The following is a 26,185-nucleotide window of genomic DNA, read 5'->3' as shown; positions in this document are numbered from 1 at the left end:
TTCCAATTTTATAAAACAGCAGAAATCCAATGCTAACAATTATCACAGAAATAAGTTTATGTATCCATTTTTGTTTGGTGGTTAAACATATTTTATGGTTACTTATAGGTGCAAATAATATACACATAAGGACAAGTATCAAATATCCTAGTACAGTTGGCTTTAAATAGATTATAGCCCACTTATCAAGACAACCGAGAAAAAAGCTGCCTAAGATACATGTTAACTGCGTTGGAGCATGGGCACCTCCGGTATAATGTCGTAACAATGAAAAGGTAATTACCCAAATTAGGGTATAGCCGAGTGTATGTGATAAAACTCCCCATACGAACAATAACACTATGGTTATAAAAGTATTCAAAAAACATTCTAAGCCATATATGTATATTTCTAATTGATCCGCAGAAACATCCTCCCCGGATAGTTCTGCTAACTTATTAGCAATAGATGTAGCCCACTTCGTAATCATTCAAAATCCCCGCTTGTATCAAATCTTGTTGTATATTTGGCAAAAGCACTTATCACGTCTTTGGAATAAGAACGTGCGATTTGTGTAGTTAGATGATTTGACAATTCAATCGTTCCTGATGTAATACGATAGATATGTGCCATATTTACAATATAAGAACGATGGGTTCGGATAAATTCACTTGGCAAATGGACAATAATCTTATTTAGGGTAGACATTTGTTCATAGCATTTGCCGTCTACGGTCAATATATCCACATAATGTAATCTGCTCGAAAATGTCAATATATCTGCATAGGGAATACTTACAATTTCCTGCTTGTTTCGGTATATGTAGGTATTATTAGATAACTCCTTCGCGATTTCATCCAAACACAGAAAAAGAGTATTTTCCTTGACGGGTTTTAGCAAGTAGTTTAAAGCTCTGACTTCATATCCTCGGAATACATATTCTCTAAAAGCTGTTAAAAATACAATAATACCTTGATAACCAGATTCACGAAGGCGTTTAGCAACCTCAATTCCATTCATTTGCCCCATTTGTATGTCAAGGAAAAATGCTGAAGCCTGTATAGTTGTGCCTTCAGAATTTTTTGAAAAATATTCTTCGCCCGATTCGTATTCGTCAATTTCAATATCCCAATCATATTGCTGCCCGTATTTTCTTATTCCATTTTTCAGCCGTTCTGATTCGATCACAGAATCTTCAAGTATGGTTATTTTCATTTTCATAGTAGTTTGTTATTCTCCTTATCCGGTATCATAATATGTACGGAAAAAATTTTGTTATCAGATGTAATCTGCAATACGCCATCTGCCTTTTCTACAAGCTCTTTTACTCGTCTTATCCCAAGTCCATGTTCTTTTCCTTGTTTAACACTCAAAATGTCTCCATCAATGCTACCTTTTATCACACCATCATAATTATTTTCAATGTGAATCAGTATCATATTCTGGTAAGGTTTAATATAAAAATAAATGTATGGATGCTCGGTTGGATCAGAGATTATAAGTCTTTCTCCTGCTTCAATGGAATTATTCCATATATTTCCAAGTATGGATGAAAGCTCAACAGAATCAAGCGGAAAATTTTCAGGAGCCATAATAGAATATTCTGTCTTAATTCCGTGTTTTTCAGCATAATCAAGTTTTGCGGTAAGTATGCAGTCAATAGCAATATTTCCCGTTGCTATGGCACTTTGCGTAGTTGCAAGAGTGTTATGGTATTGCTCTGTATATGCTATAAGTTCATCCCATTTCTTGTCTTTTGCTAATACGTTGATTGCATCCACATAAATCTGCATATCATGTTTCATTTTTCGTAATCGTTCAGTTGTCTCAGATAAGCTATTGAACTCAGTCCTTTCCAGCTCATAAATCTTTTGTTCTTCCAGTAATCGTATGTTTTCTTCTTTTGAATAACCTAGCTGGTATATGTATAGCATCAATACTAAAAATAAAATAATAAAAAACAAGTCAACCAATGATAGCCTAGCTGAAAAGGATGAATCACCAAATTTATCAACAGATTCCAAAGTCAGCCTTAATATGTAGTGCCCGATTGCAAGTCCAGAAATTGCGATGAAAATATATGCAACTTTTTGGAACGGTGAAAGAGATATGTCTTTGTTTCCAATAGAATGAAATAACAAGACAAAAACAGCTATCATTGCCAAATATAACATGGTATATGGCTTCCGTAATGTTCCACCTAATAATAGCTCCAGAGACGCTCCTTTATAAAGAGTAACGGGAATAAAGAATGAAATCTGTTCTGCAACTAAGCAAATGATGGAATACGAAAAGCCCCAAAAGATACGGCGAATTATACTATCACGATAGAACAATACTGCATATCCAATGTCCAAAACACAAGATGACATCAAAGTGATGTAGGATGATATTCCCATTTTATTCAGCGTGCATAACACAGCAAACTGAAATGATACGAAAAGAAACATCAAAACTGCTTGATGTTTATAATTTGCTCGAATACGCAATTTTTTATGGATAAATATTATAAACAATGCCAGTTCTAAGAAATTAACAATATATTCCCATATTGAGTCAATATATAGCATAGCTACCACTTCCTTTAATCATTCTCCGTCATATTTTATCATCAATAAAGTAGGTACACAACATAATATGCTACCGTTTGTGCATAGTGAGCTACCATTCATGCATAGAGGTATTGAAAAGTATAAAGATTTTGTTATATTCAAGGTATACTACTACATCTTAAGTATTCTGAGAATCTATAATATGGAGTGGAGATGATAAGATGTCGTACTTTAGGAATATTAACAGGATATATAATGTGTACTAGTATGTGTTGCGTTTCAATTTTCATAAAGATAACCTTTAAGAATAATTGAAGATAACCGTTGTTACATGATTGAAAAGGAGTGAAGGAGTATGCATTTTAAAAAATCTGTTTTAAAAAATCATTTATTGTATAGCATTATAACTTTAATGGCTATAGCAATGCTATTTCCTATTACGGCATTTGCACAAGCTTATGTACAAACATGGGATCTTGTTGATTCTGGCAAACATCTAGACTATGACGGAAACAGCACTTACATGAGTTATATTAACACTGGGGCTGCCACATGGAATGCATATAAATCTGGAGTAATCAGAAAAGACAGTGCTTTTGTTGTAGAAGATGTATACGTAAGCGATGTCAATGCTTCGAATGGATGGGCAGGCATGACATATTCTAGTGGTAAAATTGAACTCAATACCTATTATATGAGCGGTTATAGTAATAGTAAAAAACAGAATGTAGCGACACATGAATTGGGACATGCATTAGGGTTGGATCACAGTACTTCAACAGATGTTATGGATGCAGCAATTACGGGACATACTAGTACGCAGGCATTATCTCAAAATGATAAAGATTCATATGATGCCGCATATAATAATTATTAGGGGAGGGAGAACGCTATGAAAAAATCAAGTATCTATGGTATTTTGTCTATTGTTCTTATCGTAGGAATGTTTTTTACAGGATGTGCATCCAAAAATAATGCAAGTCAACTGAATACAAATGTATCTAACTTGCCAATCCACCAGATGCACGCATCTTTTGTATATGATACTGATAACATTCGCGAAGCTGTTGGTATCTGTGATTACGTATTTGTAGCAAAGGTTGTCAGTTGCGATGGAACCGAGTATCGAAATGTTATAACGACTGAAGATGAAAAAGGAAATCCTAAGGAGGTCGGTTCGCCTTACACTAATTATACTATTCAGGTTCTCGAAAATATAAAAGGTGAACTTATTACAGATAAACCTATTCCTATTGTTAAACAAGGCGGAATTTCAGAAAAACAAGATGCTATTTATCTGTTTGAGAATGATTCACTGCCTTCCGAAAATTCCATTTATATCTTTTTGGCATATGCACAAGAGGATGGTTCGTTACTAATTTCTGGTCCAAATTCAAATGTAATGTGTAACGATTCGAATATGTATTCTATTAATTCTGTCTCAGAGGAAAAATCAGTTACAGAATACGATGAGTTTATTACATATAAAGATGCTAATGATAATGAGATTATTCCAGTTGATCGAGAGCGTTATAAATCTATATATGAGACTGACAATAATTAATCATTATTTCTGAAATATATAGATTAAAGATGGCAGGTAGGTGCTTAACCTATCTGCCATCTTTTCGGTTGTGCGCCTAGCGGCGCACGTTTCTAACGGGTTAAAGTCCCGAATCCGCCCGGTAGTGGGAAGGATATAGCCGAAGGCAAGGGTGTCCATCGTGAGATGGAATCTGAAGGAAGCTGGATGTGAGGAATATACCAACTCACGGGCAAATCTCTGGTCTGACGAACAGAAATCTCATATGAGGTCATGCATGTGGGTAAGACAGCAACCCATGTTAAAGCCCAATAACTACACGGAATAATGCATGATAAATGAGGCAGATGGATGGAGAGGAAGAAACGTGTGGTACCTAGGGAGGTCTGTGCGGTATGCCTTGAAAGAGGTAACCATTGCATAAAGCAATGCTGAACGCATAGAAGTCAGCAGAGGTCATAGTAGCCGAGAGGTGAAGGACCGAATCAGTAGGAGTCTTGAGTATGACCGAGAAAGGAGTAATGACCGTCTATGGCAGAAAACATTGAAAACAATGGCTGTTCGCAAAGAGATAATGCGGAACATGAAGGGTATGTGAAAGCGTCCAGGTCATTCAATCGGATATGGAAAGAAAGAGACAGTGCACAGCCGAGACTTTTGGAAACGATACTGTATAAAGACAACTTTAACAGAGCGTATAAGAGAGTTAAGGCAAACAAGGGAGCGCCGGGAATTGATGGCATGACCATTGAAGAGGCTCTTCCATATCTAAAGGAACATCAACAAGAGATAACTGACCGCATTTATCGTGGAAAGTATACTCCGTCTCCAGTAAGACGAGTTGAGATTCCCAAACCAGATGGTGGTGTGCGAAAGCTTGGCATACCAACAGTGATAGACCGTACACTTCAACAGGCAATAACCCAACAGTTAGTGCCAATCTATGAACCGCTGTTTGCAGATGGTAGCTATGGCTATCGTCCGAACAGAAGTGCAAAAGATGCAATACTTAAGGTTAAGGAGTATGCAGAACAAGGCTATACATTTGCTGTAGTCCTTGACTTGTCAAAGTACTTCGATACTCTTAATCACGAAATTCTCATCAATCTTCTCCGGAAGAATGTAAAAGATGAACGTGTAGTACAGTTGATAAAGCGCTATCTGAAAAGCGGTGTAATGGAAAACGGAGTGGTCATTGACACAGAGGAAGGCTCACCACAAGGTGGAAATCTATCACCATTGCTGGCAAATGTCTACCTCAATGAGTTCGACCAGGAGTTCCTGAAAAGAGGTGTTCCATGCATAAGATATGCAGATGACATCGTGCTTCTTGCAAAGAGCAAGCGAGCATCAGAGAGACTCTTGGAAAGCAGTACAAAATATCTTGAGAAGAGGCTGAAACTTACAGTCAACCGAGAAAAGAGCCGTACTGTCAGCGTGTTTGCAATCCGAAATTTTAAATTCCTTGGCTTTGCATTGGGAAGGAACGGGAAAGGCACTTATGTCCGAGTTCATTCGAAGTCATGGAAGAAGTTTAAGTCCAGATTGAAGGAGTTATCTTCCCGTAAGCGATGTCAGTCAATCAAGCCAAGCCTTGAGAAAATCAAGGTGTATGCAAGGGGATGGCTTAACTACTACGGAATTGCAAGTATGAAGAGCAACATAGATGACATCAACGGATGGCTCTATCACAGAATACGCATGTGTATATGGAAACAGTGGAAGAAACCTAGAACGAAATATAAAAATCTAGTCAAACTTGGAATCCCAGAACACTATGCGTCAACAATAGCAAACAGTCGCAGAAAGTATTGGTATATCAGCAATAACAAAGCTGTGATTTGGGCGCTGAATAAAGAAAGACTGATAAACAGTGGCTTTTATGATTTAGCCACAGCCTATCAGTCTGTGCACGTTAACTATTGAAAGCGCCGTATACCGAACGGTACGTACGGTGCTGTGAGAGGACGGCGGTTAGTCACCGCCTCCTACTCGATTTATACCTATATGTAGAACAGTTCGTGCATGTTGGGCTACCATTCGTGCATAGAGGGATTGAAAAAATTAAATACTCTGTTATATTAAGCACATACCATGGTAAACAAATAAAGTTGTCTGTAATTGTCAGACAATTAAGGAGGGGGGGGGGGGAAAACGATGGACAATAAGCAAGTAAACAAGGCACCCCAGAAAAGTGCCCGTCTCGTACTTCAGGCAGTGACTGCTATTGCTCGAAGTAATGCAAATTCATTGTGCCGTGGTTTGTTGTATGAACCAAAAGTACCAACGCAGTTAAAAAAATAAGATTGGGAGGAATTGACTATGATGTTAAAAAGTTTAAAACAGAAGATTGCAAAAGTAGGTATTGGTTTGTTTTGTGCAGGATGTGTATTTCTTTCTTCAGCAGCATATTCTCAGGCGGCATCTTACACCGCTTATGCACTTAAACTGAATAAGACTAATAACTTTACCTCTATGCATGCAAAAACAACATCCGATGATTACATCACAAATGAGGTAACAGCAATTACCAATACCTCTTACGCAAATTTCTGGGCTGTCAATAACAGCAAGAGTAAAATATCTAATAAGTATAAGCAGGGTGTTGGAACAGGATCTTGTAATTTAATCTTTACCAAGAGCGGTTATAATTCTACTAACACACAGGTCGGTATGGGAATGGAAAATTATCAATCTCAATTATCAACTGCATTTGTAAGTGGAAATGTAGATTTTAGATAACAGAAGGGATGGGCATAAACCTCTTCGTGGGTTTATGCCCTTTTGGTAAAGATTATGAAAAAAATGGTTCTTATAGAAATCAAACATTGTATTGATCGTGCAGAATATAAAGTTGTTTTTATTGCTCTAATGATTTTAAATATTGCTTCGTATATTTTATGTGTAAAAAATGATATAGGAAAAAGTTATCAATTTATTCGTTCAGCAAATGAAAATTTCGTATTACAGGGCACTGAAGCGGCATATATTCCATATATAATGTATCTGTTATTGCCTGTTTATGCAACAATTATTGCATCACTTTCCTTAATAAGAGAAGAAAAAAGCAATAGTTCAATCCTACTTATTCAAAGAATCGGGAAAAAGAAATATTTAGCAGGAAAATTATTTGGCATTCTGATTGTAACCTTTTTGACAATAACAATACCAATGCTCATAAATTTATTATTATGCCACTTGACATATCCAATACATGGATATGACAGTGCTTGGGGAGAACCTGATTACGCTATAGGTTTGGTATCATATAACGCTGACAATTTTCTTGATATGGTGAGATTGCAACATCCAACTTTATATAATCTAATATACATTTTTAATTACGGAATTTTTGGCTCGGGATTAGCTATCTTAGCTTATGCTCTTTCATATTATAACAAAATGAAAGTTCTATATTTCGCAAAGATACCTGGTGCTTTGTTTATATTCTATATTGTTTTTAATTTGATTGTTTCTGTCTTTGGGCTAAATGAATTCTCTATACAAGGTTATATTATGCCTAATGTTCATGGAAATATAATAGGAGAAATTGTTCTGATATTGCTTATTTTTGGATTAAGTATTGGCATTATACAGAGAAAAATAAAAAATTATGAAGTTATATAAGAAAAAAATTTTGAATGTTAATGTTGGAAAATGCTTACTAGTATCACTTATAACATTTGTAATTAGATATTTTTATGCTAATGTGTACTTGGGGTTTCATAATAGTCTGGTTACAATAACAGAAGGAGTACGTTCACAAATATATTTTGGGGGAATACTAATAGATCATTCGTTTGACCTTATATCTTTATCATTTTTTGCGATTTTGTTTATCCTTGAGATTTGTTATCTTACAATGGACTTATTTAATGATGCAAATGATAACATGGTAATTCTACTTCCTCGTTATGGGAAAAAACACATAATTTATAAGGATATATTAATAAAAATGATATTACGTGACTGTATTGTAGTTGTTTCCGATTATTTGTTTTTTCTTTTTGTAGAGCATACCTCTAATGGCTTAGAAGATTTCAAAGTTATTTTTATGCTATTGATAGAGATTTTTCATTTGCAAATGATTAGTTATTTGTTTTCATTTTGGAAAGATTCAATTATAGGATACATCGTTGCATTTATTGTATTTTTTATTCCAGTAATGGTGTGTGGATTTTATTTTTCAATGGGAAATGTTATATGGAAAATTTGGCATTATTCCTTGCTACATATTCCTTTATTTAATTGGCATAACAAGCTTATTATATATTATGTCGAAGAAAATTACGAATGGACTACAAGCAATATAGATTTATTGAATTTTAAGTCAAGCTGTCTCATTTCAGTTATATCATCCGCTGTTTTGGTGTGGATAGGTAAATTTCTTTGCGAAAAAAAACAAATATTGTGAGGTGAATGATATCCATGAATTTATATGTAAAATCTATTTCAAAGTCAATTAAAGGTGAAAAAGTGCTTGATGATATCAGTTATACATTTGAATCTGGTAAAATATATGGAATATATGGTAAAAATGGTTCAGGTAAAACAATGCTACTCAGAGCCATTGCAGGTTTTATAAATACAGACAAAGGATACATAAAATATAATCACAAGGCATTACATAAAGATATGGATGTTTTACCAGATTTAGGAGCTGTTATTGAAAATATTTCTTTTTGGAGTATGTATTCAGGATTTGAAAATTTGAAAATGCTTTCCAATATAAAAGGAATTGTATCAGATGAAGAAATATATGAAATAATGATATACTTTGGTCTTGATCCCAAATCAAAGAAAAAAGTAAATAAATATTCATTAGGAATGCGTCAAAAACTAGCTCTTTGTCAAGCACTGATGGAACATCCAAAAATTTTGCTTTTGGATGAGCCAACTAACGCATTGGATCAGCATAGCATTGATTTATTTCGTGAACGTATATTGGAAGAAAAAAAGAATGATACCATTACTATACTGACAAGCCATAATAAAGAAGATATTGAAATATTAGCGGATGAGAAGATATGCATGGAATTTGGTAAAATTAAGGAGTTGATGTAATGAAGAAATTTGTATTAACTATCTGTGTTGTAATCATTTGTATGGTGACAGCCTTATTCTATGGAAAGACTGGGATAAAAACAACTACAGGGGTTCATGATCCTGATATTGCTTTATCAGAAAATACAGCTATGGAAATTTTCTATACAGGAGGGCAGAAAACTTCTTACTTTAACAATGAAAGTAATTACTCATTGGATGATATGGAAAAAGATTCTTCTTTAATAGCTCGTATAACTGTAACAAATTCTCGTGAAATGAGTTTACGATCAACAAAAACAATGGTAAAAATAGAGGAAATCTATAAGGATAATTCTGCTAATCTTTCAGTAGGTGACTGTATTTACATTATAGAACCTGTATCATTTGTTAGAGGTGAAGAATTTTACACTAACGGATGGCAATATCTGAAGACCGAAGATACTTATTTAATATTTTTAAAAAATCTAGGATGTATTGATGGGTATAAATACACCAAAGAGGAAGAAAATTCATTTATGCCTGTATCGGAAATATATTCAAAGAGAAATCTAACTCATGATGAAAGTTGTGTGGTTTTTGATTCGGCGGAAACTCTCTATTCAAGTATATCTATGTTTGCATTTTTGACCTCAGAAAAAACTATAGTAGATAATTATGAGAAAATATGGAAAAACATTACAAATTCAGGTAAGTATGAATGATTTAATTATTTATGAATGAATCTCTCCTATTCTATTTCCTGTGAGAAGCGTATCAATGTTAGAAATTCATGGAGATACTGAATTAAGCAATATGGAATCATTCAATCTTAAAGAAACTAAAAATGGAGATAATAGAAATTGAATAAAAAGAAATTGGCAAAGAGTGTTGTAGGCATTGCTTTAATTGTAAGTGTAGCTATACTTATCGTTGTATGTGTTGGAAAAATAAAGCACATTCAGAATAAAAAAAATATTATTGGTACATGGAAGAATGCAAATGCAGAGGAAGTGTTTACCTTTCAAGAAAATGGAGGACTTGTTGTAAACAAAGATATGCCCGAATTGGGTATTACCTGTGGCAATGTATTATATAGCATATCTTCCTCAAATATGATTTTTGTGGAACAGAGAGATAATAGCGTGAATTTTGAGATAGAAGTAGATCAAAACGAATTAACAATCTTCTTTATGGGTCATAAATATTGGGAATTAACAAAATAGCAATTGCATATAAAGCGATACTCATGATATCCATAACCATAAAATATAGAGCCGATGAATCACTCGTTATTTCGATTGTGAGTTATCGGCTCTATTTCATTATTTATGGAAGGGCTAAAGAAATATCGTATTTTATAGAAATACTTTTGACAGATTTCTTCTCATTTTTATGTTCTTTTATCAAGTGCTATACCATTCCATATTCATCGCATTCACCCAATCTTGCATTTCTGAATCAAGATACAAACGGGCATATTCTAGTGGATTGTCAATCGCCAGTGCATCCAACATTCGTTGAGAGTTAGGAGTAGTAATCAATCCATCTTCTGCCTTGCCACAGTCAATCCGAAGTATGTAGCCATTGTAATAATTGATGTCTATGATGTTGTGATATTTATTATATTCTGCATGAACGATATTCATATTGCAAAGTCCTTTCTCTTATCTGTTTCAGTTGTAGAAGCATCTTGACCAGTTCCAGCCGATTATGTGATTTATATAATGTTATTAGCTGTTACCGGATTTTGCTTCCCTTGTTTTTGCCCTTATGAGGTGTCGTAACACAAGGGAAAAGGATATAACATAAGGGAAAGTCTAAGGGAAAGCTCACTTGCCAAAACTGTAGTAAAATCAAGGCATTGCGGATTTTATCGTAACACTTTATAATACCAGTTAGGTGTTAAAGAATTGTAGGTATCAAAATTGACATTTACAAATGAGATCAAAATATACAGACCATGTAAAAAACGGGTGATTTTCAGTGGAAATTCGCTTTGTTGAGGAATGTTTGCCATTCTATTGACAATGAAGCTTGCGTGCTTTTTAATGCACGTAAGCTTTTTTTGTGCACATAAAACAGCTAAACAGATTCATGAAGACGGCTCTTACCGGATACGGTTATGAATGGGCTGAAATTCAAACAGAAAGGAAGAGATTATGAAAAGATTGTATGTATATAAGATTCTGCTGGCTGTTCTTCTGGCCGTATGTGTGGCCGGTGTGGTTTTTTATCATAGGTTCAGTACAAGGTCAAGTGCTGACGAACTGTATGCCGGGGAGAAAAGCAGGCATACTGATGTTATGGCCACCTCAACGGATGGAATTGCGGCTATGGCCGGATATGAGATAAGTTATGAAGATGTGGACTGCATCCTAAGCGGCGATGTGGTGTTTTACAATGGGATGCCATACACGAGGCATTACACGGTGCATAAGGATGGTGTAGAGTACAGGGCATACTGCGGCGATCATAAGAAATATGAAGTTAAGAGCACGGACAAGGTGGCATTTTCCGTGACAAATGACAGACTGCTTCAGAAAGCGTTTCTGTATGGACCGGGAAGTGAATATGCGTGGTCTGGTTTTAAGGGGGTGTCCGCAGATCACAGACAGCTCATCATGACACTGACTTTGAATTATATAAGACATGGACAGTATTTTGACGTTATAGACGAATTCTATAAATACATATCGGAGACAAAGCGAGATGAGATCGTCCTTCAGGGAGATCAGGCAGATATAGAGATAATAGATGATGGAAGCAAAGAGAATTACGGTAATTATGTAAGTCTTAAGGATTATACCGGTTATGTGGACAAGAAGACTGGTGAGAAGAGAAGAAGAACCAGGATAATGAGGTGTAAGGCAGATGCTGAGAATGGAGTGAGGATCTCGGTACCGGCGGATACATGGCTCCATATCAGGAAAAGCGGAGAAAAGGAGTTCACCATCCACAAGACAGGTAAGGTAACTATAATGGGAGGCGACAGATTCTTTTTCAGTGCTGAGAAGGCTCATAAGGGAACGGGCACAGTAAAGTCTGGTAAAGGGATCCCCGGAGTTACAGTGTATACTGTAGATTCCACTCAGGTAGATGATGACCAGCAGTTGTTATTTGGAACGGTAGCTTCAAGCAGTATTTCTATGGATATTGAATGGACGGGAGAGAAGCCTGTTCTTGGAAAGTTCAGTCTGCACAAGACCGACAGAGATTCCGGCGCCGGTGTGGGAGAAGCTCTGTACAATATTGAGATGGAAGTGAAAAACGGCACACAGAGTCTGCGCACTCTGGTGGCTCAGATAGAGACTGATGAGAATGGACATGGTATAGTTGTGATGTCAGAATATGGCGGACTTGGAACCTATGAGATCACAGATATGCCGTTCGGAACATACAGGATATATGAGGAAAGGGCTCCGTACAACTATGAGAGAAACAGTGCTGTGGCACAGCTCGTTATAAACGAAGAAGGAGAATTCCTGTCCGTGGATGGCAAGGAGGTCAGAACATCCACGGAGCTTGAAATAAGCTGGGAGACTTGGGACAAGGTGATCTCAGGCAAGATTGATCTGAGCATATACAAACAGGATGTGGAGACGGGAGATAAATCTCAGGGAGATGCTGTCTTGTCAGGGGCTGAGTTTACAGTCAATTATTACAGGAATTTTTATAATTCCGTGGACGAGCTCCCAGAGAAGCCGGATCAGAGCTGGACGCTTAAGACGGATGACAGCGGTAAGTGCGGCCTTGAGGATGTGGTTTTGCAGACGGGAACAATCACGGTTCAGGAGACAAAAGCCCCAAAAGGGTACACGCTTGAGAATTCAATATTTAAAAGCGCAAAGGATGGCAATATTATAAAGGATAGTTCAGATGGAATATATCTGGACAGAATAGAACAGGATGGCGACACTGTTCGTTTGGTAAATGGCTATGAGCTTGTGGTCGGGAACCATGTCGTAAGAGGTGACTTCAAATTCAAAAAAGTGGATGCCGAGGATGGGACAGCGATCGCAAATGTGAGATTCCTCGTCGAGAACTCCGATGGCACCCAGTCTGCGGAGATAACAACTGATGCCAATGGCGAATACTCCAGTTCTGCGGATGATATCTGGTTTGGGGATGGAAAGCCGGACAAGACCAAAGGGTCACTGCCGTACGGAGAGTACACATTGACAGAGCTTCGTTGTGATGCAAATAAGGGAAAGTATAAGAGCATTGCTCCGATAAAATTCAAAATAGATTCAGATGAGTGCGTGCTTGATCTTGGGGACATAGTTGATGAGAGGATGCCGGAGATAGAATCTGTAGCGAAGAACAGTGAAGACGGATCGAAGTTCATTGATCCGGATGCGGAAACTGTAGATATCACGGACACGGTGAGTATGAAAGGGCTGGATATCGGGCACAGATACAAACTGAGCGGAAGCGTTGTCTCACAGGAGTCGGGCAGACCGCTTGGGGCAGATGAATCAACGTCAGAGAAATGTTTTACCGCAGATGCAGAGGAGATGACGGTGGATGTGAATTTCAGGTTTTCGACTGACAGCATAAGTGGTTCGGCTCTTGTCTGCTATGAGGTGCTTACGGATGAGGATTATGAGGGAGAGGTCGTAGCTTCACATGAGGATGTGAACCTTGCTTCACAGACAGTTTATACAAAAGAAAAAGAGAAGATCAGAGGGAGCATAAGTGTCCACAAGACGGATGATATTCTGGAGACACCTCTTGCGGATGCGGAGTTCACATTGTACAGGGCATCTGATCATGAAAAGCTCATGACAAAAAAGACTGACAAAGCCGGCAGTGTAGAATTCACCGGACTCGAGCCGGGAGAGTATTATATAAAGGAGACCAGAACTCCCAAGGGTTATATTGCTGACCCGGGGGTGAATTCCATACCGGTGAGCGTGCCGGAGAGTGCAGATGAGCCACCGGTGATAAATGTTAAAAATCACTATGGCATGGTGCATATACTCAAGACGGATCAGGAGGATGGCAGTCCGCTTGCCGGGGCTGTGTTTGGCATATATGATGACCGGGGTGCTCTGATCGCAAAAGCTGAATCGGAAGAAAATGGACAGGCTGTATTTTACGGACTTTCCAGAGGCACGTATAGCATAGAGGAGTTAGCTGCCCCGGAGGGTTACGAAAAAACAGACAAAAAAATTCAGATAGACACATCAAAAAGTGAATATACCATGGATGATCCGGTGATCATAACAAATCAGAAAATAAAAGAACATCCATCACCCGACACACCAAACACTCCTGATACGCCGGACACCGGAGATCGGGATCCTGTTTCGAAGGTCATACTGCTTATGTGCTTTGCCGTAGTTTCGGTTGCGGGAATCGTATTTTACAGGAAAAAATTTACCGGAGAATCAAAATGACAGTAATAATAACATGGGACAATGTGGTTGACCTTTAGATTTATAAGTGATAACATACAAAATGGACTTGTATAAATAATAAATATCACGTGAGGTGCGAAAGATGAGTAAAAGTTTTGATGATTTATTGGCAAAGGTTTCACAGTGCAGCAGAAAGACAGTTTCAGTTGCAGTAGCACAGGATGCGCCTATTCTTGAGGCTGTAAAGGCAGCAAAGGAGAAGGGAATCGCAGATGCTATACTTGTGGGTGACGAGGCAAAGATCAGAGAGGTCGCAGATCAGATCGGTATGGATCTTACAGGTTATGAGATCGTAAATGAGCCAGATGATATAGAGGCTTCACTTAAGGCAGTGAAACTTGTTCATGATCATAAGGCTGACATGTATATGAAGGGACTTCTCTCAACAAAGGATTTCCTGAAGAGTGTCCTCAACAAAGAGGTTGGTCTCAGAAATGGTAAGCCACTTTCACATGTATGCGTATTTGAGATCCCTGGTATTGACAGACTCCTGTACCTTACAGATGTTGCGTTCATGACTTATCCTTCACTTGAGGAGAAGAAGTCGATCATAGAGAACTCTGTAGAGGTTGCTCATGCGTGCGGAATACCTTGTCCAAAGGTTGCTCCACTTGCAGCAGTAGAGGTTGTAAATCCTAAGATGCCTGTAACAGTAGAGGCTGCTGAGCTCACAAAGATGAACGAGAACGGTGAGATCACAGGCTGTATCGTTGACGGACCTCTTTCAATGGATCTTGCGATCGAGCCAGAGGCAGCTATCCATAAGGGAGCTACAGACAGAAAGATCGTTGGAGATGCCGATATCCTTCTGTTCCCAGACATACATGCAGGTAACCTTGTATACAAGACACTTGTTCATACAACACAGTGTAAGAACGGATGTATCATAACAGGTACAGATGCTCCTGTAATCCTTACATCAAGATCAGATACATTTGAGGTTAAGCTCAACTCAATAGCACTTGCAGCAGTTGTTGCAGAGTCACTTAAGGCAAACAAATAAGCCATACATAAAAAACATTTGGAGGTTTAAAAAATGTCATATAAGATTCTTATAATAAACCCAGGTTCAACATCGACAAAGATCGGTGTGTTCGAGGACGAGACACTTCTGTTTGAGGAGACACTCAGACATACAACAGAGGAGCTTGCAGGCTTCAATATGATAGTAGATCAGAAGGACTTCAGAAAGAAGGTTATTCTTGATGTCCTTGCTGAGAAGAACTTTGACATCAAGACACTTGATGTATGTGTAGGACGTGGCGGAATGCTCAAGCCAATCCCAGGCGGTACATACGCAGTAAGCGATGACCTTCTTGAGGATCTTAAGATCGGTAAGCAGGGCCAGCATGCATCAAACCTTGGTGGTATCCTCGCAAGAGAGATCGGTGATGAGCTCGGAGTTCCTTCATACATCGTAGATCCAGTCGTTGTTGATGAGCTTATGCCATCATCAAGACTTTCAGGAGTACCTGAGCTTCCAAGAATAAGCGTGTTCCATGCACTCAACCAGAAGGCAGTAGCCAAGAGATATGCAAAGGAAGTTGGCAAGAAGTACACAGACCTGAACCTCATCGTAGTACATATGGGTGGCGGTGTATCAGTTGGTGCCCATGATCACGGTAAGGTAGTAGATGTATACAACGCACTTGACGGTGACGGTGCATTCTCACCAGAGAGAGCAGGTGGCGTTCCTTCAGGAGCACTTGTAAAGATGTGCTTCTCAGGCGAGTATACACAGGCTGAGGTTATGAAGAAGCTCGTTGGAAAGGGCGGCTTCAACGCTTACATCGGAAGCAACGATGCAAGAGATCTTGAGAAACTTGTCAATGAGGGCGATGAGCATGCAAAGCTTGTTCAGGATGCATTCTATCAGCAGGTTGCCAAGGATATAGGTGGTATGGCAACAGTTCTCAGAGGAAAGGTTGATCAGATCATCCTCACAGGTGGAATCGCATATTCAAAGCACACATGCGAAGAGCTTGAGAAGAGAGCAGGATTTATCGCTCCATTTACAGTATATGCAGGAGAGGATGAGCTTCTTGCACTTGCTCAGGGCGCACTCAGAGTCATGAATGGCGAAGAGGAGCCAATGAAGTATTAAGAGAAAAGTGATTTTCAGATAAAAAGTTCATGGCATATAACAGAAATTGCCATTATAACATAGGCCGTATTGTTAATAATACTAACAAGACGAAAGTCTTAAATAATTATTTCAATATGGAGGTACAGGGTTATGGCAAGTTCAAACTCTAACAAGACAAGTGTTCCAGAGGCAAAGAGTGCTATGAACAAGTTCAAGATGGAGGTAGCCAAGGAGATCGGTGTTGATCTTAAGGATGGCTACAATGGAGATTTAACATCAGCTCAGTCAGGTTCAATCGGTGGCGAGATGGTTCGTCAGATGATCAAGAGACAGGAAGAGCAGATGTCAGGAAGATAAGCCTGGCTTATAATCTCCGTTAGATCTACGAACAAAAAGAAGACCTGGTGTATGATCCATACATCAGGTCTTTTGTGTCGTGAAAACTTTGTATTATAATAATAGTATAATGGACTGGACAATCATTTGCACATTATGATATAATCGATGATTGATGTGGACTTTGTCCACACATATAAACAAGAAAAAGATAAATGGATGCTATCTGAGTGCCTTAATTGTAGGGCTTAAGGCACCATTTGCACATTTCAAGGAGGAAATAAAAAGATGAGTTTCACAGTAGAAAAGCTTGAGCACAGCATGGCAAAGCTTACAATCACAGTACCTGCAGCAGATTTTGACAAGGCAATGACAGCAGCTTACAACAAGACAAAGAACAGATTCAATGTTCCAGGCTTCCGTAAGGGCAAGGTGCCAATGGCATTCATCGAGAAGATGTATGGCCCGGAAGTATTCTATGAGGATGCTGCAAATGCAATGATCAACGAGTATTATCCAAAAGAGGCTGTAGCTTCAGAGCTTGAGATCGCATCACAGCCAGTTATTGACGTAATAGAGATGGGCAAGGGCAAGGATTTCGTATTCACAGCAGAGGTTGCTGTAAAGCCTGAGGTTACACTTGGCGATTACAAGGGAATCGAAGTTGAGAAGATCGACGTTGAAGTAACAGATGACGAGGTTCTTGAGGACATCAAGAAGGAGCAGCTTCAGAACGCAAGAAAGGTACTCGTAGAGGGAAGAGCAGCACAGCTTGACGATGAGGTTACTCTTGACTTCGAGGGATTTGTTGATGGTGTTCCATTTGATGGTGGAAAGGGTGAGAACTACAAGCTCGTTCTTGGCTCACATTCATTCATCGATACATTTGAGGATCAGCTTGTTGGTAAGAACATCGGAGAGGATGTTGAGGTTAACGTAACATTCCCAGAGGATTACCAGGCTGAGGAGCTTGCAGGAAAGCCGGCAGTATTCAAGTGCAAGATCAACTCTATCACAGAGTCACAGCTTCCAGAGCTCAATGATGAGTTCGCAAGCGAGGTAGGCGGATGCGATACACTTGACCAGTACAAGGAAGAGGTAAAGCAGAAGATACTTGCAAAGAAGAACAGAGACGCTGCAAACGAGAAGGAAGCAAAGGTTCTTGACAAGGTTATCGAGAACGCAACTATGGATATTGCAGATGCACAGGTTGAGGATATGCAGAAGAGAATGAAGGATGAGTTCGCTCAGACACTTCAGTATCAGGGAATCAGCCTTGAGCAGTATATGCAGATCGTAAACGTTACAGAGGAGTCTCTCATGGAGAGAATCAAGCCGGACGCACTCAAGAGAATCCAGCAGAGAGCAGTTCTTGAGGCTGTAGTAAAGGCTGAGAACATTGAGGCTACTGACGAGGAAGTTGACGAGGAGCTTTCAAAGATGGCAGCTCAGTACCAGATGAAGCTTGAGGATATCAAGGGATTCATGGGCGACGCAGAGAAGGACAGCATCAAGAAGGATGTAGCAGTTAAGAAGGCTGCAAAGCTTCTTGTAGATGAGTCAAAGGAAGTTTAATATTTTAACAGACAGATTGGCTTGATATGTATTGGAGGTAGATAACATGGCATTGGTACCATACGTTGTAGAACAGACTAGCCGCGGAGAGCGAACATACGATATTTATTCTAGATTGCTGAAAGACAGAATCATCTTTCTTGGAGATGAGGTAAATGATGCAACTGCAAGCCTTGTTATAGCACAGTTGTTATTCCTTGAGTCAGAGGATCCTTCAAAGGATATCTCGTTATATATCAACAGCCCGGGTGGATCAGTTACAGCCGGAATGGGAATATATGACACAATGAGATATATCAAGTGTGATGTTTCAACAATATGCTGTGGAATGGCAGCGAGCATGGGAGCATTCCTTCTTGCAGGAGGAACAAAGGGCAAGAGATATGCGCTTCCAAACTCGGAGATCATGATACATCAGCCACTTGGTGGAACTCAGGGGCAGGCAACAGAGATAGAGATCGCAGCCAGACATATATTAAAGACAAAAGAGAAACTCAACAAAATGCTGAGTGAGAATACAGGAAAACCACTTGATGTTATCGCGGCAGATACAGATCGTGATAACTGGATGACTGCTGAGGAGGCTTGTGCATACGGCCTTATCGACAGCGTTATAACAAACAGATAATACAGATAGAGATATCTGATATGTAGAAGATGTATCAGTTGGTTGGAGCCAGCCTGCAGAACCGGCGGTGTATTCGCAGATTCTGGAAAAGACTGGCTCCAGACAATTATAAATAGTGAATAATCGAGGTATTGTAATGGCAGATCGTAGTGACGAGAGAAAACAGCTCAGATGTTCTTTCTGTAATAAGACACAGGATCAGGTTAGAAAACTCATAGCCGGACCTGGGGCTTACATATGTGATGAATGCGTAGAGATATGCTCAGAGATAATAGAAGAAGAACTGGTTGACGCAGGACTTGATTCAGATGGTGATATCAATCTGTTAAAGCCAAAGGAAATAAAAGAATTTCTTGATGAGTATGTAATAGGTCAGGAAGAGGCAAAAAAGGTACTGGCGGTTGCCGTGTACAACCATTATAAGAGAATACTTGTGCAGAAGGATTTTGAGGTTGAATTACAGAAGAGTAATATCCTCATGGTTGGCCCAACGGGATCAGGTAAGACATATCTTGCCCAGACCCTTGCAAAATTGTTAAACGTTCCTTTTGCAATAGCAGATGCTACAACTCTCACAGAGGCTGGATATGTAGGAGAGGATGTTGAGAACATTCTCCTGAAGCTTATACAGGCCGCTGATTATGACATAGAGAGAGCTGAGCATGGAATAATCTATATTGATGAGATAGACAAGATCACAAAGAAGAGCGAGAACGTATCCATAACCAGAGACGTGTCGGGTGAGGGCGTTCAGCAGGCTTTGTTAAAGATAATAGAGGGCACTGTGGCTTCAGTTCCACCTCAGGGTGGAAGAAAGCATCCGCATCAGGAGCTTATCCAGATCGATACGACCAACATATTATTCATATGTGGTGGTGCGTTCGAGGGACTGGAGAAGATCATAGAGAACAGAGTTGGCCAGAAATCAATTGGCTTTAATGCAGAGGTTATAGAGCAGTCAGAGCAGGACGTTGGACAGCTCCTCAAGCAGGTTATGCCACATGACTTTGTAAAGTATGGACTTATCCCTGAATTTGTGGGAAGAGTTCCTGTTGCAGTGACTCTGGATCTTCTGGATGAGGATGCACTTGTGAGAATACTGACAGAGCCAAAGAGTGCAATATGCAAGCAGTATAAGAAGCTTTTTGAGCTTGATGGAGTTCAGCTTGAGATAGAGGATGATGCACTCAGAGAGATAGCAAAGGAAGCTATGGAGCGTAAGACCGGAGCTAGAGGACTTCGAGCTATCATGGAGAATGCTACACTTAATCTTATGTACGAGATCCCTTCAGATCCAACTATAGAGAAGTGTGTTATTACCAAGGGTGTCATAACAGGCGATGAAGAACCTGTACTGACTTACAGAGATCCATCAGAGGATACAGACCTTCCTAAGAAAAAGGTAAGGAAGAAAAAGGCAAATACAGATAACGGCGAGAGTGCATAGTCATTATTGCCGAAATGAGACGTTACAACGCTGACATACATTTGCGCCCTTATAAGCCTTTAAATGTGCAGTGTTGATAACGTCTTATTTTTTAATGATATATACGGAGATAACAGGTATGAATGAGAAAATGTTAGAGATGACAATGATTAGTCTTGACGATGGCGTGGTTATGCCGGAATTGTCCTTCTATCTTGATGCGACAACGCGTGAAGCCTGCGAGGCGGTGGGACATGCAGTCAAGAATGAGGAATGTATATTTCTGGCAAATCCTGTTCATAAGAACGGCGATAAGACAGTTTCGTTTTATGAGATAGGTGTCATAGCCAGGATAAAGCAGTTTGTCAGACTTCAGAACAAAGGCATGAGAGTTCTCATACAGACTGAGAAGAGAGCGCGCCTTGTGGATTACAGCAAGGATAAATATTATGTGTGCCACGTGACAGATGTGGAGGAGACTAACGACATCAGCGAGGATGAGGAGAAGGCTATACAGAGCATACTCAAGGAAAAGCTTAAGGAAGCATTTGACGAGGGTATAGTGAAGAACAACGTTCTGTACAGGGAGATACGTTCATTCAAGTCTGTCAGAAAGCTGGTTGACAGCATGGCCGACTATGTGAATATATCTGATGACAACAGGCAGGAGCTTCTGGAGATGCTAGATGTCAGAAGCCGCGCTATGAGGTTGATACAGATAATGGAGGAAGTTCTCGGAATCGGCAAGATCAAGAAAGAGATCATGGAAAAGGTCAATCAGGAGACCGCTGAGAATCAGAGAAAGTATGTGCTCAGAGAGCATATGTCCGTTATCCGTAAGGAGCTTGGTGACGACGGCGTAGATGCAAATGTCAGAGAATTCCAGAAGAGACTCGATGAGGCGGGTTGCAGCCAGGAAGTATACGATAAGATAGAAAAAGAGATAAATTACTATAAGGGCATACCTCAGAATGCAGTGGAGAGCAGTGTGTCGGCAAACTATATCGATGTGATGCTCAGCTATCCGTGGAATGTGTCAACGGAAGATAATAATGATCTGCAGTCAGCCATAGACATACTTGACAAAGATCACTATGGCCTTGAGGAGGTCAAAGAGAGGATCGTTGATTATCTTGCTGTTCATATATTGAGCAATAAGGGGGACCTTCCGATCATTTGTCTTGTGGGACCTCCGGGAACAGGAAAGACATCCATAGCAAGGTCGATAGCCCGTGCAACATCGAGGAAATATGTCCGCTTATCACTGGGCGGAGTCCACGATGAGGCGGAGATCCGAGGTCACAGGAAAACATATGTGGGAGCTATGCCTGGAAAGATTGTACAATCCATGATAAAGGCAAAGACGAACAACCCGCTCATGCTTCTCGATGAGATAGACAAGGTGAGCAGTGATTACAAGGGAGACGTGTCATCGGCACTTCTCGAGGTGCTTGATGGTGAGCAGAACAAAGAGTTCAATGATCACTATTTTGGAGTGCCGGTGGATCTGAGCAATGTGCTGTTCATAGCAACGGCGAACGACATCTCCGGTATACCGGGGCCGCTCCTCGACAGAATGGAAGTCATAAATATATCGGGATACACGGAGAATGAGAAGTATCATATAGCAAAGCTGTACCTTGTGGAGAAGACCCGTGAGAAGAACGGACTGACAAAATCTCAGTTCAAGATAGATGCCGGTGCCATAAGGGAGATCATAAGCCACTACACGAGAGAGGCGGGAGTCAGAAGTCTTGAGAGAAATATAGACAAGGTGTGTCGGAAGGCCTGCCGCAAGATACTCACCGGTGAGATGGATGTGGTCAAAGTCACAAAGAAGAATATCCAGGATTTCCTTGGCCCATACAAATATAAAGATGAGAATGGAAATCTGAAGAATAAAATTGGCGCTGTCAGAGGCCTTGCTTGGACGGCGGTTGGCGGTGTCACTCTGGAGATAGAGGTCAATGTGCTTCCGGGGACAGGAACTCTTCAGCTCACAGGTAAGATGGGCGATGTTATGAAGGAATCCGCTTATGCGGGAATGAGTTATATCAGATCCCTCAAGGAATCACTGGCGCTTGGAGACGATTACTTTGCAAAGCACGATTTCCATATCCATATACCGGAGGGGGCAGTTCCAAAGGATGGTCCGTCTGCCGGAATAACCATGGCGACAGCGTTGTATTCAGCCATATTTAACGTGCCGGTTAATGGCAGAATAGCTATGACAGGAGAGATAACTCTCAGAGGAGAGGTGCTTCCTATTGGAGGCCTGAAGGAGAAGCTCCTTGCAGCCAAGATGATCGGTGTTAAAGATATACTGATACCGTCGAAAAATGAGAGCGATTATCTGGAGCTGGATGAAGAGATAACATCGGGAGTCAATATTCATTTAGTGGAAGACATGAGGCAGGTGCTTGACCTTGCCCTTGTCAGATAAGGAGAAGTATATGATAGTAAAGAGCGCTGAGCTTGAGACTGTGTGTGGAATTACAAGTAAATTACCTGATAACGATCTCCCGGAGATCGCATTTGCCGGCAAGTCAAATGTAGGAAAATCATCTCTGATAAATGGATTGCTTAACAGGAAGTCGCTTGCCAGAACATCCGCGCAGCCAGGTAAGACACAGACGATCAATTTCTATAATGTTAATAAAAATCTGTACTTTGTGGATCTGCCGGGATATGGATATGCAAAAGTATCGGTGGAGATAAGAGCAAAATGGGGCAAGATGATCGAGAGATACCTTCACGGTTCCCCGCAGCTCAAAAAGGTATTCCTGCTGATAGACATAAGACATGTGCCATCGGAGAATGACTGCATGATGTATGACTGGATCGTGGACAATGGCTATGAGCCGGTGATCATTTGCACAAAACTGGACAAGATCAAGAGAAGCCAGGTTCAGAAGAACTTGAAGCTCATACGTGAGAAACTGGATCTTGTTCCTGGAACAACGATGATACCGTTCTCCGCACAGACAAAGCAGGGAAGAGATGAGATCTGGAATCTCATAGAGGAGACACTGGCACAGGAGCAGCAGTAAAGTAACATGAACATATAGTCAGATAAATAGACAAAAAAATGACTGAGAATATCGAGGAGTATAATTCTTTTCGGTATTCTCAGTCATTTTTATACTGATATTAGCTGGATGTGTTGGATGCCCATAACTGTTTTACGAGTATATCATATATCTCAGTGCTTTTCTGACGCCAGTTGTCACATATGGCAACAGCCACGGCCTGGGTAGGCACGCTGAACTTTATATCCAGCAGCGGCTCGTTCCTGTCGTTGATGACGCAGGAGACGGTATATTCATTGGAATCGTTGAGGTAGTAGTCAGACTGTATCTCAGTTTCCTTTTTGAGGTTGATCTGCTGTTTCTCAAAGAAATCCAGTATATCCTGTTTGATGGCATATGGGATCCTGTTCTCGAACATGCTCAGGGCTTCCTCACCTTTGTAGGTTATCTTATAATGGGATGCGCCTCTTATGCTTGATACATATACAAATTCGCTTTCTATAAGTCCGTTTATGGCTTCCTGAAGAGTGAAATAATTGGTGTAGCCCTTCTCCAGAACAAAGTCTGAAATCTGTGAATTGGTCAGAGTGAAGTTAACTCTGTCAAGCATATAGAGCACTATGAGTTTATATAATACAATAGATTCGGTTCCCATATCGTGTATCCTTTGTTAAAATGTTTGTCCGTGCTGATGAACGGACAACATTCATATGATAACATTAGTAAAATTTAAAATCAATATATTTACAATTGTTCTATTTATGTTATAATAAGCGAGAATAATATGCGTGCTTAGCGCATTTTTATTTTTTTACCGTAATTGAATTTGATGTATCATTGAGAGACACTACTTATTTCTTAGAGTGTTTATATTCCCATAATACTTAATTTATTTGTTAATCATTGGTTTCAGTGAAAGGAGACAATTATATATGGATTTTAGTAAAGCTTCTCTTGCAGAGTTGCGTCAGTTTACCAAGGATAATGGTATAAAAGGCTGCTCGGGAATGAAGAAGGCGGAGCTTGCGCAGTTCCTCATAAAATATGTGGAGGAGCATGTGACAGCGGTTTCAGTGGAAAATAAGAAAAATGTGTCAGAGCCTAAGACCGAGCATGTGGTCAGAGAGACAGCCGGAGACACAGAATACAGAAAAACCAGGATAGTACATCACTCTGAGGGCTCAAGAGGTGATGATTTCAGGGAGAACAATGGACAGAGACGTATGAGAAGAATGGCTACATATCAGGATCACAGCCAGAATCAGGAGAGATACCAGGATAGAGGTCAGAATCAGGACAGAAACCAGGAAAGGTATCAGGACAGAGGTCAGAGCCAGGAGAGATACCAGGACAGAGGCCAGAATCAGGACAGAGTCCAGTCAAATCAGGCGGCACAGAACGTGAACGAGTATCTGCCGGAGCTCGACAGTGGAAGACAGGCTCACGGAATACTTGAGGTCATGCCTGAGGGATATGGCTTCATAAGAAGTGCAAACTATCTTCCGGGAGATCAGGATATATATGTGTCACCGGCACAGATCAGAAGATTTGGTCTCAAGACAGGAGATATAGTCACAGGTAATATAAGAAACAAGACACAGGGAGAAAAGTTCAGTGCCCTTTTATATGTGGCAAGCGTGAACGATGAGGATCCTGTGGTCATAGCGGCCCGCAAGAGCTTTGAGGAGATGACCCCTATCTTCCCTAATGAGAGGATAGAGCTTGACGGAGACGGTGCTCCTATCCCTATCAGGATGATCAATCTTCTTGCCCCTATAGGTAAGGGACAGAGAGGCATGATCGTTTCACCACCTAAGACAGGAAAGACGACTCTTCTCAAGCAGATCGCAAAGCAGATCAGCAGAAGATATGAGGATATGCACCTGCTCGTCCTTCTCATAGATGAGAGACCTGAGGAGGTAACAGACATAAGAGAGTCCATAGAGGGCCCTAATGTGGAGGTTATCTATTCAACATTTGATGAGCTTCCAGAGCATCATAAGAGAGTGTCAGAGATGGTCATTGAGAGAGCAAAGAGACTTGTGGAGTCCAAGAAGGATGTCGTGATCCTGCTCGACAGTATCACACGTCTGGCAAGAGCGTATAACCTCACGGTCGCTCCTAGCGGAAGAACTCTGTCAGGTGGTCTTGATCCTGCAGCGCTTCACATGCCAAAGAGATTCTTTGGTGCCGCCAGAAACATGCGTGAGGGAGGAAGCCTTACGATCCTTGCCACAGCGCTGGTCGACACGGGCAGCAAGATGGATGACGTTGTATTTGAGGAGTTCAAGGGAACCGGTAACATGGAGCTTGTGCTTGACAGAAAGCTCTCAGAGAAGAGGATATTCCCTGCCATAGATATAGCAAAATCCGGCACCAGAAGAGATGATCTTCTGCTCAACAAGGAAGAGCAGGAGGTTGTCACAGCCATTCACAAGGAGCTCATGGGAAGTAAATCAGAGGATATTCTTGAGGATGTCAGAAAGCTGTTTGTTCGTACCAGAAACAACAAAGAATTTATCCACTATGTAAAGCAGTCACTTCTCAGAAAATAACAGCAGGATTGTTGAGATGATTTTGTCAAAA

Annotated in this window: 25 protein-coding genes; 20 read left to right on the top strand and 5 right to left on the bottom strand. The window is 40.2% G+C overall.

Translation table 11 applies throughout. The features are described from left to right. The 3 genes from OCV54_RS04620 to OCV54_RS04610 form a co-directional block, all read right to left on the bottom strand. Positions 1–469 (bottom strand): accessory gene regulator B family protein (locus OCV54_RS04620; RefSeq protein WP_055222810.1); only part of this gene is annotated, 469 nt, incomplete at its 3' end. Continuing rightward, a complete protein-coding gene (locus OCV54_RS04615) occupies positions 466–1,200 on the bottom strand; it encodes a LytR/AlgR family response regulator transcription factor (RefSeq protein WP_015559482.1) in 735 nt (244 codons plus the stop codon). The genes OCV54_RS04620 and OCV54_RS04615, both read right to left, overlap by 4 nt. Then, on the bottom strand, positions 1,197–2,138 hold the full coding sequence (locus OCV54_RS04610; protein WP_262563261.1) for an ATP-binding protein: 942 nt from the start codon (positions 2,136–2,138) through the stop codon (positions 1,197–1,199). The genes OCV54_RS04615 and OCV54_RS04610 overlap by 4 nt, the downstream gene beginning before the upstream one ends. A gap of 748 nt (positions 2,139–2,886) precedes the next feature. Between OCV54_RS04610 and OCV54_RS04605 the strand changes: the two genes are divergently transcribed. From OCV54_RS04605 to OCV54_RS04560, 10 genes are all read left to right on the top strand, one after another. Next, on the top strand, positions 2,887–3,408 hold the full coding sequence (locus tag OCV54_RS04605) for a matrixin family metalloprotease (RefSeq protein WP_008397006.1): 522 nt from the start codon (positions 2,887–2,889) through the stop codon (positions 3,406–3,408). Positions 3,409–3,423: 15 nt separating this feature from the next. Continuing rightward, positions 3,424–4,095, top strand: coding sequence for a hypothetical protein (locus tag OCV54_RS04600; protein ID WP_008397007.1), 672 nt, complete (start codon positions 3,424–3,426; stop codon positions 4,093–4,095). Between the two features lie 510 nt (positions 4,096–4,605). After that, positions 4,606–6,000: a group II intron reverse transcriptase/maturase gene (ltrA, locus tag OCV54_RS04595; protein ID WP_055222806.1), complete on the top strand. Its 1,395-nt coding sequence runs from the start codon at positions 4,606–4,608 to the stop codon at positions 5,998–6,000. A gap of 231 nt (positions 6,001–6,231) precedes the next feature. Continuing rightward, positions 6,232–6,378: a cyclic lactone autoinducer peptide gene (locus OCV54_RS14795; protein WP_015568874.1), complete on the top strand. Its 147-nt coding sequence runs from the start codon at positions 6,232–6,234 to the stop codon at positions 6,376–6,378. Positions 6,379–6,396: 18 nt separating this feature from the next. Then, entirely contained in the window at positions 6,397–6,816 is a 420-nt protein-coding gene (locus tag OCV54_RS04585; RefSeq protein ID WP_008397010.1) for a hypothetical protein, read from the top strand. Positions 6,817–6,870: 54 nt separating this feature from the next. Then, positions 6,871–7,701, top strand: a complete 831-nt coding sequence (locus OCV54_RS04580) for an ABC transporter permease subunit (RefSeq protein ID WP_008397012.1) — start codon at positions 6,871–6,873, stop codon at positions 7,699–7,701. Then, positions 7,688–8,488, top strand: coding sequence for a hypothetical protein (locus OCV54_RS04575; RefSeq protein ID WP_008397014.1), 801 nt, complete (start codon positions 7,688–7,690; stop codon positions 8,486–8,488). The genes OCV54_RS04580 and OCV54_RS04575 overlap by 14 nt, the downstream gene beginning before the upstream one ends. A gap of 14 nt (positions 8,489–8,502) precedes the next feature. Continuing rightward, on the top strand, positions 8,503–9,138 hold the full coding sequence (locus tag OCV54_RS04570) for an ABC transporter ATP-binding protein (RefSeq protein ID WP_015559483.1): 636 nt from the start codon (positions 8,503–8,505) through the stop codon (positions 9,136–9,138). Continuing rightward, positions 9,138–9,821, top strand: coding sequence for a hypothetical protein (locus OCV54_RS04565; RefSeq protein WP_008397017.1), 684 nt, complete (start codon positions 9,138–9,140; stop codon positions 9,819–9,821). The genes OCV54_RS04570 and OCV54_RS04565 overlap by 1 nt, the downstream gene beginning before the upstream one ends. Before the next feature lie 138 nt (positions 9,822–9,959). Next, entirely contained in the window at positions 9,960–10,322 is a 363-nt protein-coding gene (locus OCV54_RS04560) for a hypothetical protein (protein WP_055222805.1), read from the top strand. A gap of 180 nt (positions 10,323–10,502) precedes the next feature. Here the strand turns inward: OCV54_RS04560 and OCV54_RS04555 are convergent, their stop codons facing one another. Then, complete coding sequence (locus OCV54_RS04555) at positions 10,503–10,745, bottom strand: DUF6061 family protein (protein WP_008397019.1); 243 nt, start codon at positions 10,743–10,745, stop codon at positions 10,503–10,505. Positions 10,746–11,258: 513 nt separating this feature from the next. Here OCV54_RS04555 and OCV54_RS04550 point away from each other — a divergent pair. The 9 genes from OCV54_RS04550 to yihA all read left to right on the top strand — a co-directional run bounded on the left by OCV54_RS04550 (position 11,259) and on the right by yihA (position 23,620). After that, the gene (locus tag OCV54_RS04550) at positions 11,259–14,498 is read left to right on the top strand and encodes a SpaA isopeptide-forming pilin-related protein (protein WP_055222803.1); all 3,240 of its coding nucleotides are present in this window, start codon (positions 11,259–11,261) and stop codon (positions 14,496–14,498) included. Between the two features lie 103 nt (positions 14,499–14,601). Beyond that, positions 14,602–15,522: a phosphate butyryltransferase gene (gene ptb / locus OCV54_RS04545; RefSeq protein ID WP_055222801.1), complete on the top strand. Its 921-nt coding sequence runs from the start codon at positions 14,602–14,604 to the stop codon at positions 15,520–15,522. Between the two features lie 33 nt (positions 15,523–15,555). After that, on the top strand, positions 15,556–16,623 hold the full coding sequence (gene buk, locus OCV54_RS04540) for a butyrate kinase (RefSeq protein WP_015534166.1): 1,068 nt from the start codon (positions 15,556–15,558) through the stop codon (positions 16,621–16,623). 132 nt (positions 16,624–16,755) lie between these two features. Continuing rightward, positions 16,756–16,962, top strand: a complete 207-nt coding sequence (locus OCV54_RS04535) for an alpha/beta-type small acid-soluble spore protein (protein ID WP_015534165.1) — start codon at positions 16,756–16,758, stop codon at positions 16,960–16,962. A 267-nt stretch (positions 16,963–17,229) separates the two neighbouring features. Then, positions 17,230–18,516, top strand: coding sequence for a trigger factor (gene tig / locus OCV54_RS04530; protein ID WP_015534164.1), 1,287 nt, complete (start codon positions 17,230–17,232; stop codon positions 18,514–18,516). Positions 18,517–18,562: 46 nt separating this feature from the next. Continuing rightward, positions 18,563–19,144 carry an ATP-dependent Clp endopeptidase proteolytic subunit ClpP gene (gene clpP / locus OCV54_RS04525; protein WP_015534163.1) on the top strand — a complete coding sequence of 194 codons (582 nt, stop codon included), beginning with the start codon at positions 18,563–18,565 and terminating at the stop codon, positions 19,142–19,144. Positions 19,145–19,280: 136 nt separating this feature from the next. Then, complete coding sequence (gene clpX, locus OCV54_RS04520) at positions 19,281–20,591, top strand: ATP-dependent Clp protease ATP-binding subunit ClpX (protein ID WP_055222799.1); 1,311 nt, start codon at positions 19,281–19,283, stop codon at positions 20,589–20,591. 118 nt (positions 20,592–20,709) lie between these two features. Continuing rightward, positions 20,710–23,013 carry an endopeptidase La gene (gene lon, locus OCV54_RS04515; protein WP_055222796.1) on the top strand — a complete coding sequence of 768 codons (2,304 nt, stop codon included), beginning with the start codon at positions 20,710–20,712 and terminating at the stop codon, positions 23,011–23,013. A 10-nt stretch (positions 23,014–23,023) separates the two neighbouring features. Then, positions 23,024–23,620: a ribosome biogenesis GTP-binding protein YihA/YsxC gene (yihA, locus tag OCV54_RS04510; RefSeq protein ID WP_015534161.1), complete on the top strand. Its 597-nt coding sequence runs from the start codon at positions 23,024–23,026 to the stop codon at positions 23,618–23,620. A 100-nt stretch (positions 23,621–23,720) separates the two neighbouring features. Here yihA and OCV54_RS04505 read toward each other — a convergent pair whose 3' ends face one another. Next, a complete protein-coding gene (locus tag OCV54_RS04505) occupies positions 23,721–24,254 on the bottom strand; it encodes a DUF4364 family protein (RefSeq protein WP_015534160.1) in 534 nt (177 codons plus the stop codon). A gap of 277 nt (positions 24,255–24,531) precedes the next feature. On the opposite strand from OCV54_RS04505, the gene rho reads away from it, so the two are divergent. After that, positions 24,532–26,154, top strand: a complete 1,623-nt coding sequence (gene rho / locus OCV54_RS04500; RefSeq protein WP_055144179.1) for a transcription termination factor Rho — start codon at positions 24,532–24,534, stop codon at positions 26,152–26,154. Positions 26,155–26,185: the final 31 nt, after the last annotated feature.

Source organism: Coprococcus aceti, assembly GCF_025567285.1.
Classification (GTDB): Bacteria; Bacillota; Clostridia; order Lachnospirales; family Lachnospiraceae; genus Coprococcus; species Coprococcus aceti.
This window is presented reverse-complemented; position numbering and strand designations above follow the sequence as displayed.

Excerpts from the sequence above, each read along its gene's own strand:
- OCV54_RS04615 (WP_015559482.1), bottom strand. The coding sequence starts at position 1,200 with ATGAAAATGAAAATAACCATACTTGAAGATTCTGTGATCGAATCAGAA.
- OCV54_RS04610 (WP_262563261.1), bottom strand. The coding sequence starts at position 2,138 with ATGATAGCTGTTTTTGTCTTGTTATTTCATTCTATTGGAAACAAAGAC.
- OCV54_RS04605 (WP_008397006.1), top strand. The coding sequence starts at position 2,887 with ATGCATTTTAAAAAATCTGTTTTAAAAAATCATTTATTGTATAGCATT.
- OCV54_RS04600 (WP_008397007.1), top strand. The coding sequence starts at position 3,424 with ATGAAAAAATCAAGTATCTATGGTATTTTGTCTATTGTTCTTATCGTA.
- ltrA (WP_055222806.1), top strand. The coding sequence starts at position 4,606 with ATGGCAGAAAACATTGAAAACAATGGCTGTTCGCAAAGAGATAATGCG.
- OCV54_RS14795 (WP_015568874.1), top strand. The coding sequence starts at position 6,232 with ATGGACAATAAGCAAGTAAACAAGGCACCCCAGAAAAGTGCCCGTCTC.
- OCV54_RS04585 (WP_008397010.1), top strand. The coding sequence starts at position 6,397 with ATGATGTTAAAAAGTTTAAAACAGAAGATTGCAAAAGTAGGTATTGGT.
- OCV54_RS04580 (WP_008397012.1), top strand. The coding sequence starts at position 6,871 with ATGAAAAAAATGGTTCTTATAGAAATCAAACATTGTATTGATCGTGCA.
- OCV54_RS04575 (WP_008397014.1), top strand. The coding sequence starts at position 7,688 with ATGAAGTTATATAAGAAAAAAATTTTGAATGTTAATGTTGGAAAATGC.
- OCV54_RS04570 (WP_015559483.1), top strand. The coding sequence starts at position 8,503 with ATGAATTTATATGTAAAATCTATTTCAAAGTCAATTAAAGGTGAAAAA.
- OCV54_RS04565 (WP_008397017.1), top strand. The coding sequence starts at position 9,138 with ATGAAGAAATTTGTATTAACTATCTGTGTTGTAATCATTTGTATGGTG.
- OCV54_RS04555 (WP_008397019.1), bottom strand. The coding sequence starts at position 10,745 with ATGAATATCGTTCATGCAGAATATAATAAATATCACAACATCATAGAC.
- OCV54_RS04550 (WP_055222803.1), top strand. The coding sequence starts at position 11,259 with ATGAAAAGATTGTATGTATATAAGATTCTGCTGGCTGTTCTTCTGGCC.
- ptb (WP_055222801.1), top strand. The coding sequence starts at position 14,602 with ATGAGTAAAAGTTTTGATGATTTATTGGCAAAGGTTTCACAGTGCAGC.
- buk (WP_015534166.1), top strand. The coding sequence starts at position 15,556 with ATGTCATATAAGATTCTTATAATAAACCCAGGTTCAACATCGACAAAG.
- OCV54_RS04535 (WP_015534165.1), top strand. The coding sequence starts at position 16,756 with ATGGCAAGTTCAAACTCTAACAAGACAAGTGTTCCAGAGGCAAAGAGT.
- tig (WP_015534164.1), top strand. The coding sequence starts at position 17,230 with ATGAGTTTCACAGTAGAAAAGCTTGAGCACAGCATGGCAAAGCTTACA.
- clpP (WP_015534163.1), top strand. The coding sequence starts at position 18,563 with ATGGCATTGGTACCATACGTTGTAGAACAGACTAGCCGCGGAGAGCGA.
- clpX (WP_055222799.1), top strand. The coding sequence starts at position 19,281 with ATGGCAGATCGTAGTGACGAGAGAAAACAGCTCAGATGTTCTTTCTGT.
- lon (WP_055222796.1), top strand. The coding sequence starts at position 20,710 with ATGAATGAGAAAATGTTAGAGATGACAATGATTAGTCTTGACGATGGC.
- yihA (WP_015534161.1), top strand. The coding sequence starts at position 23,024 with ATGATAGTAAAGAGCGCTGAGCTTGAGACTGTGTGTGGAATTACAAGT.
- OCV54_RS04505 (WP_015534160.1), bottom strand. The coding sequence starts at position 24,254 with ATGGGAACCGAATCTATTGTATTATATAAACTCATAGTGCTCTATATG.
- rho (WP_055144179.1), top strand. The coding sequence starts at position 24,532 with ATGGATTTTAGTAAAGCTTCTCTTGCAGAGTTGCGTCAGTTTACCAAG.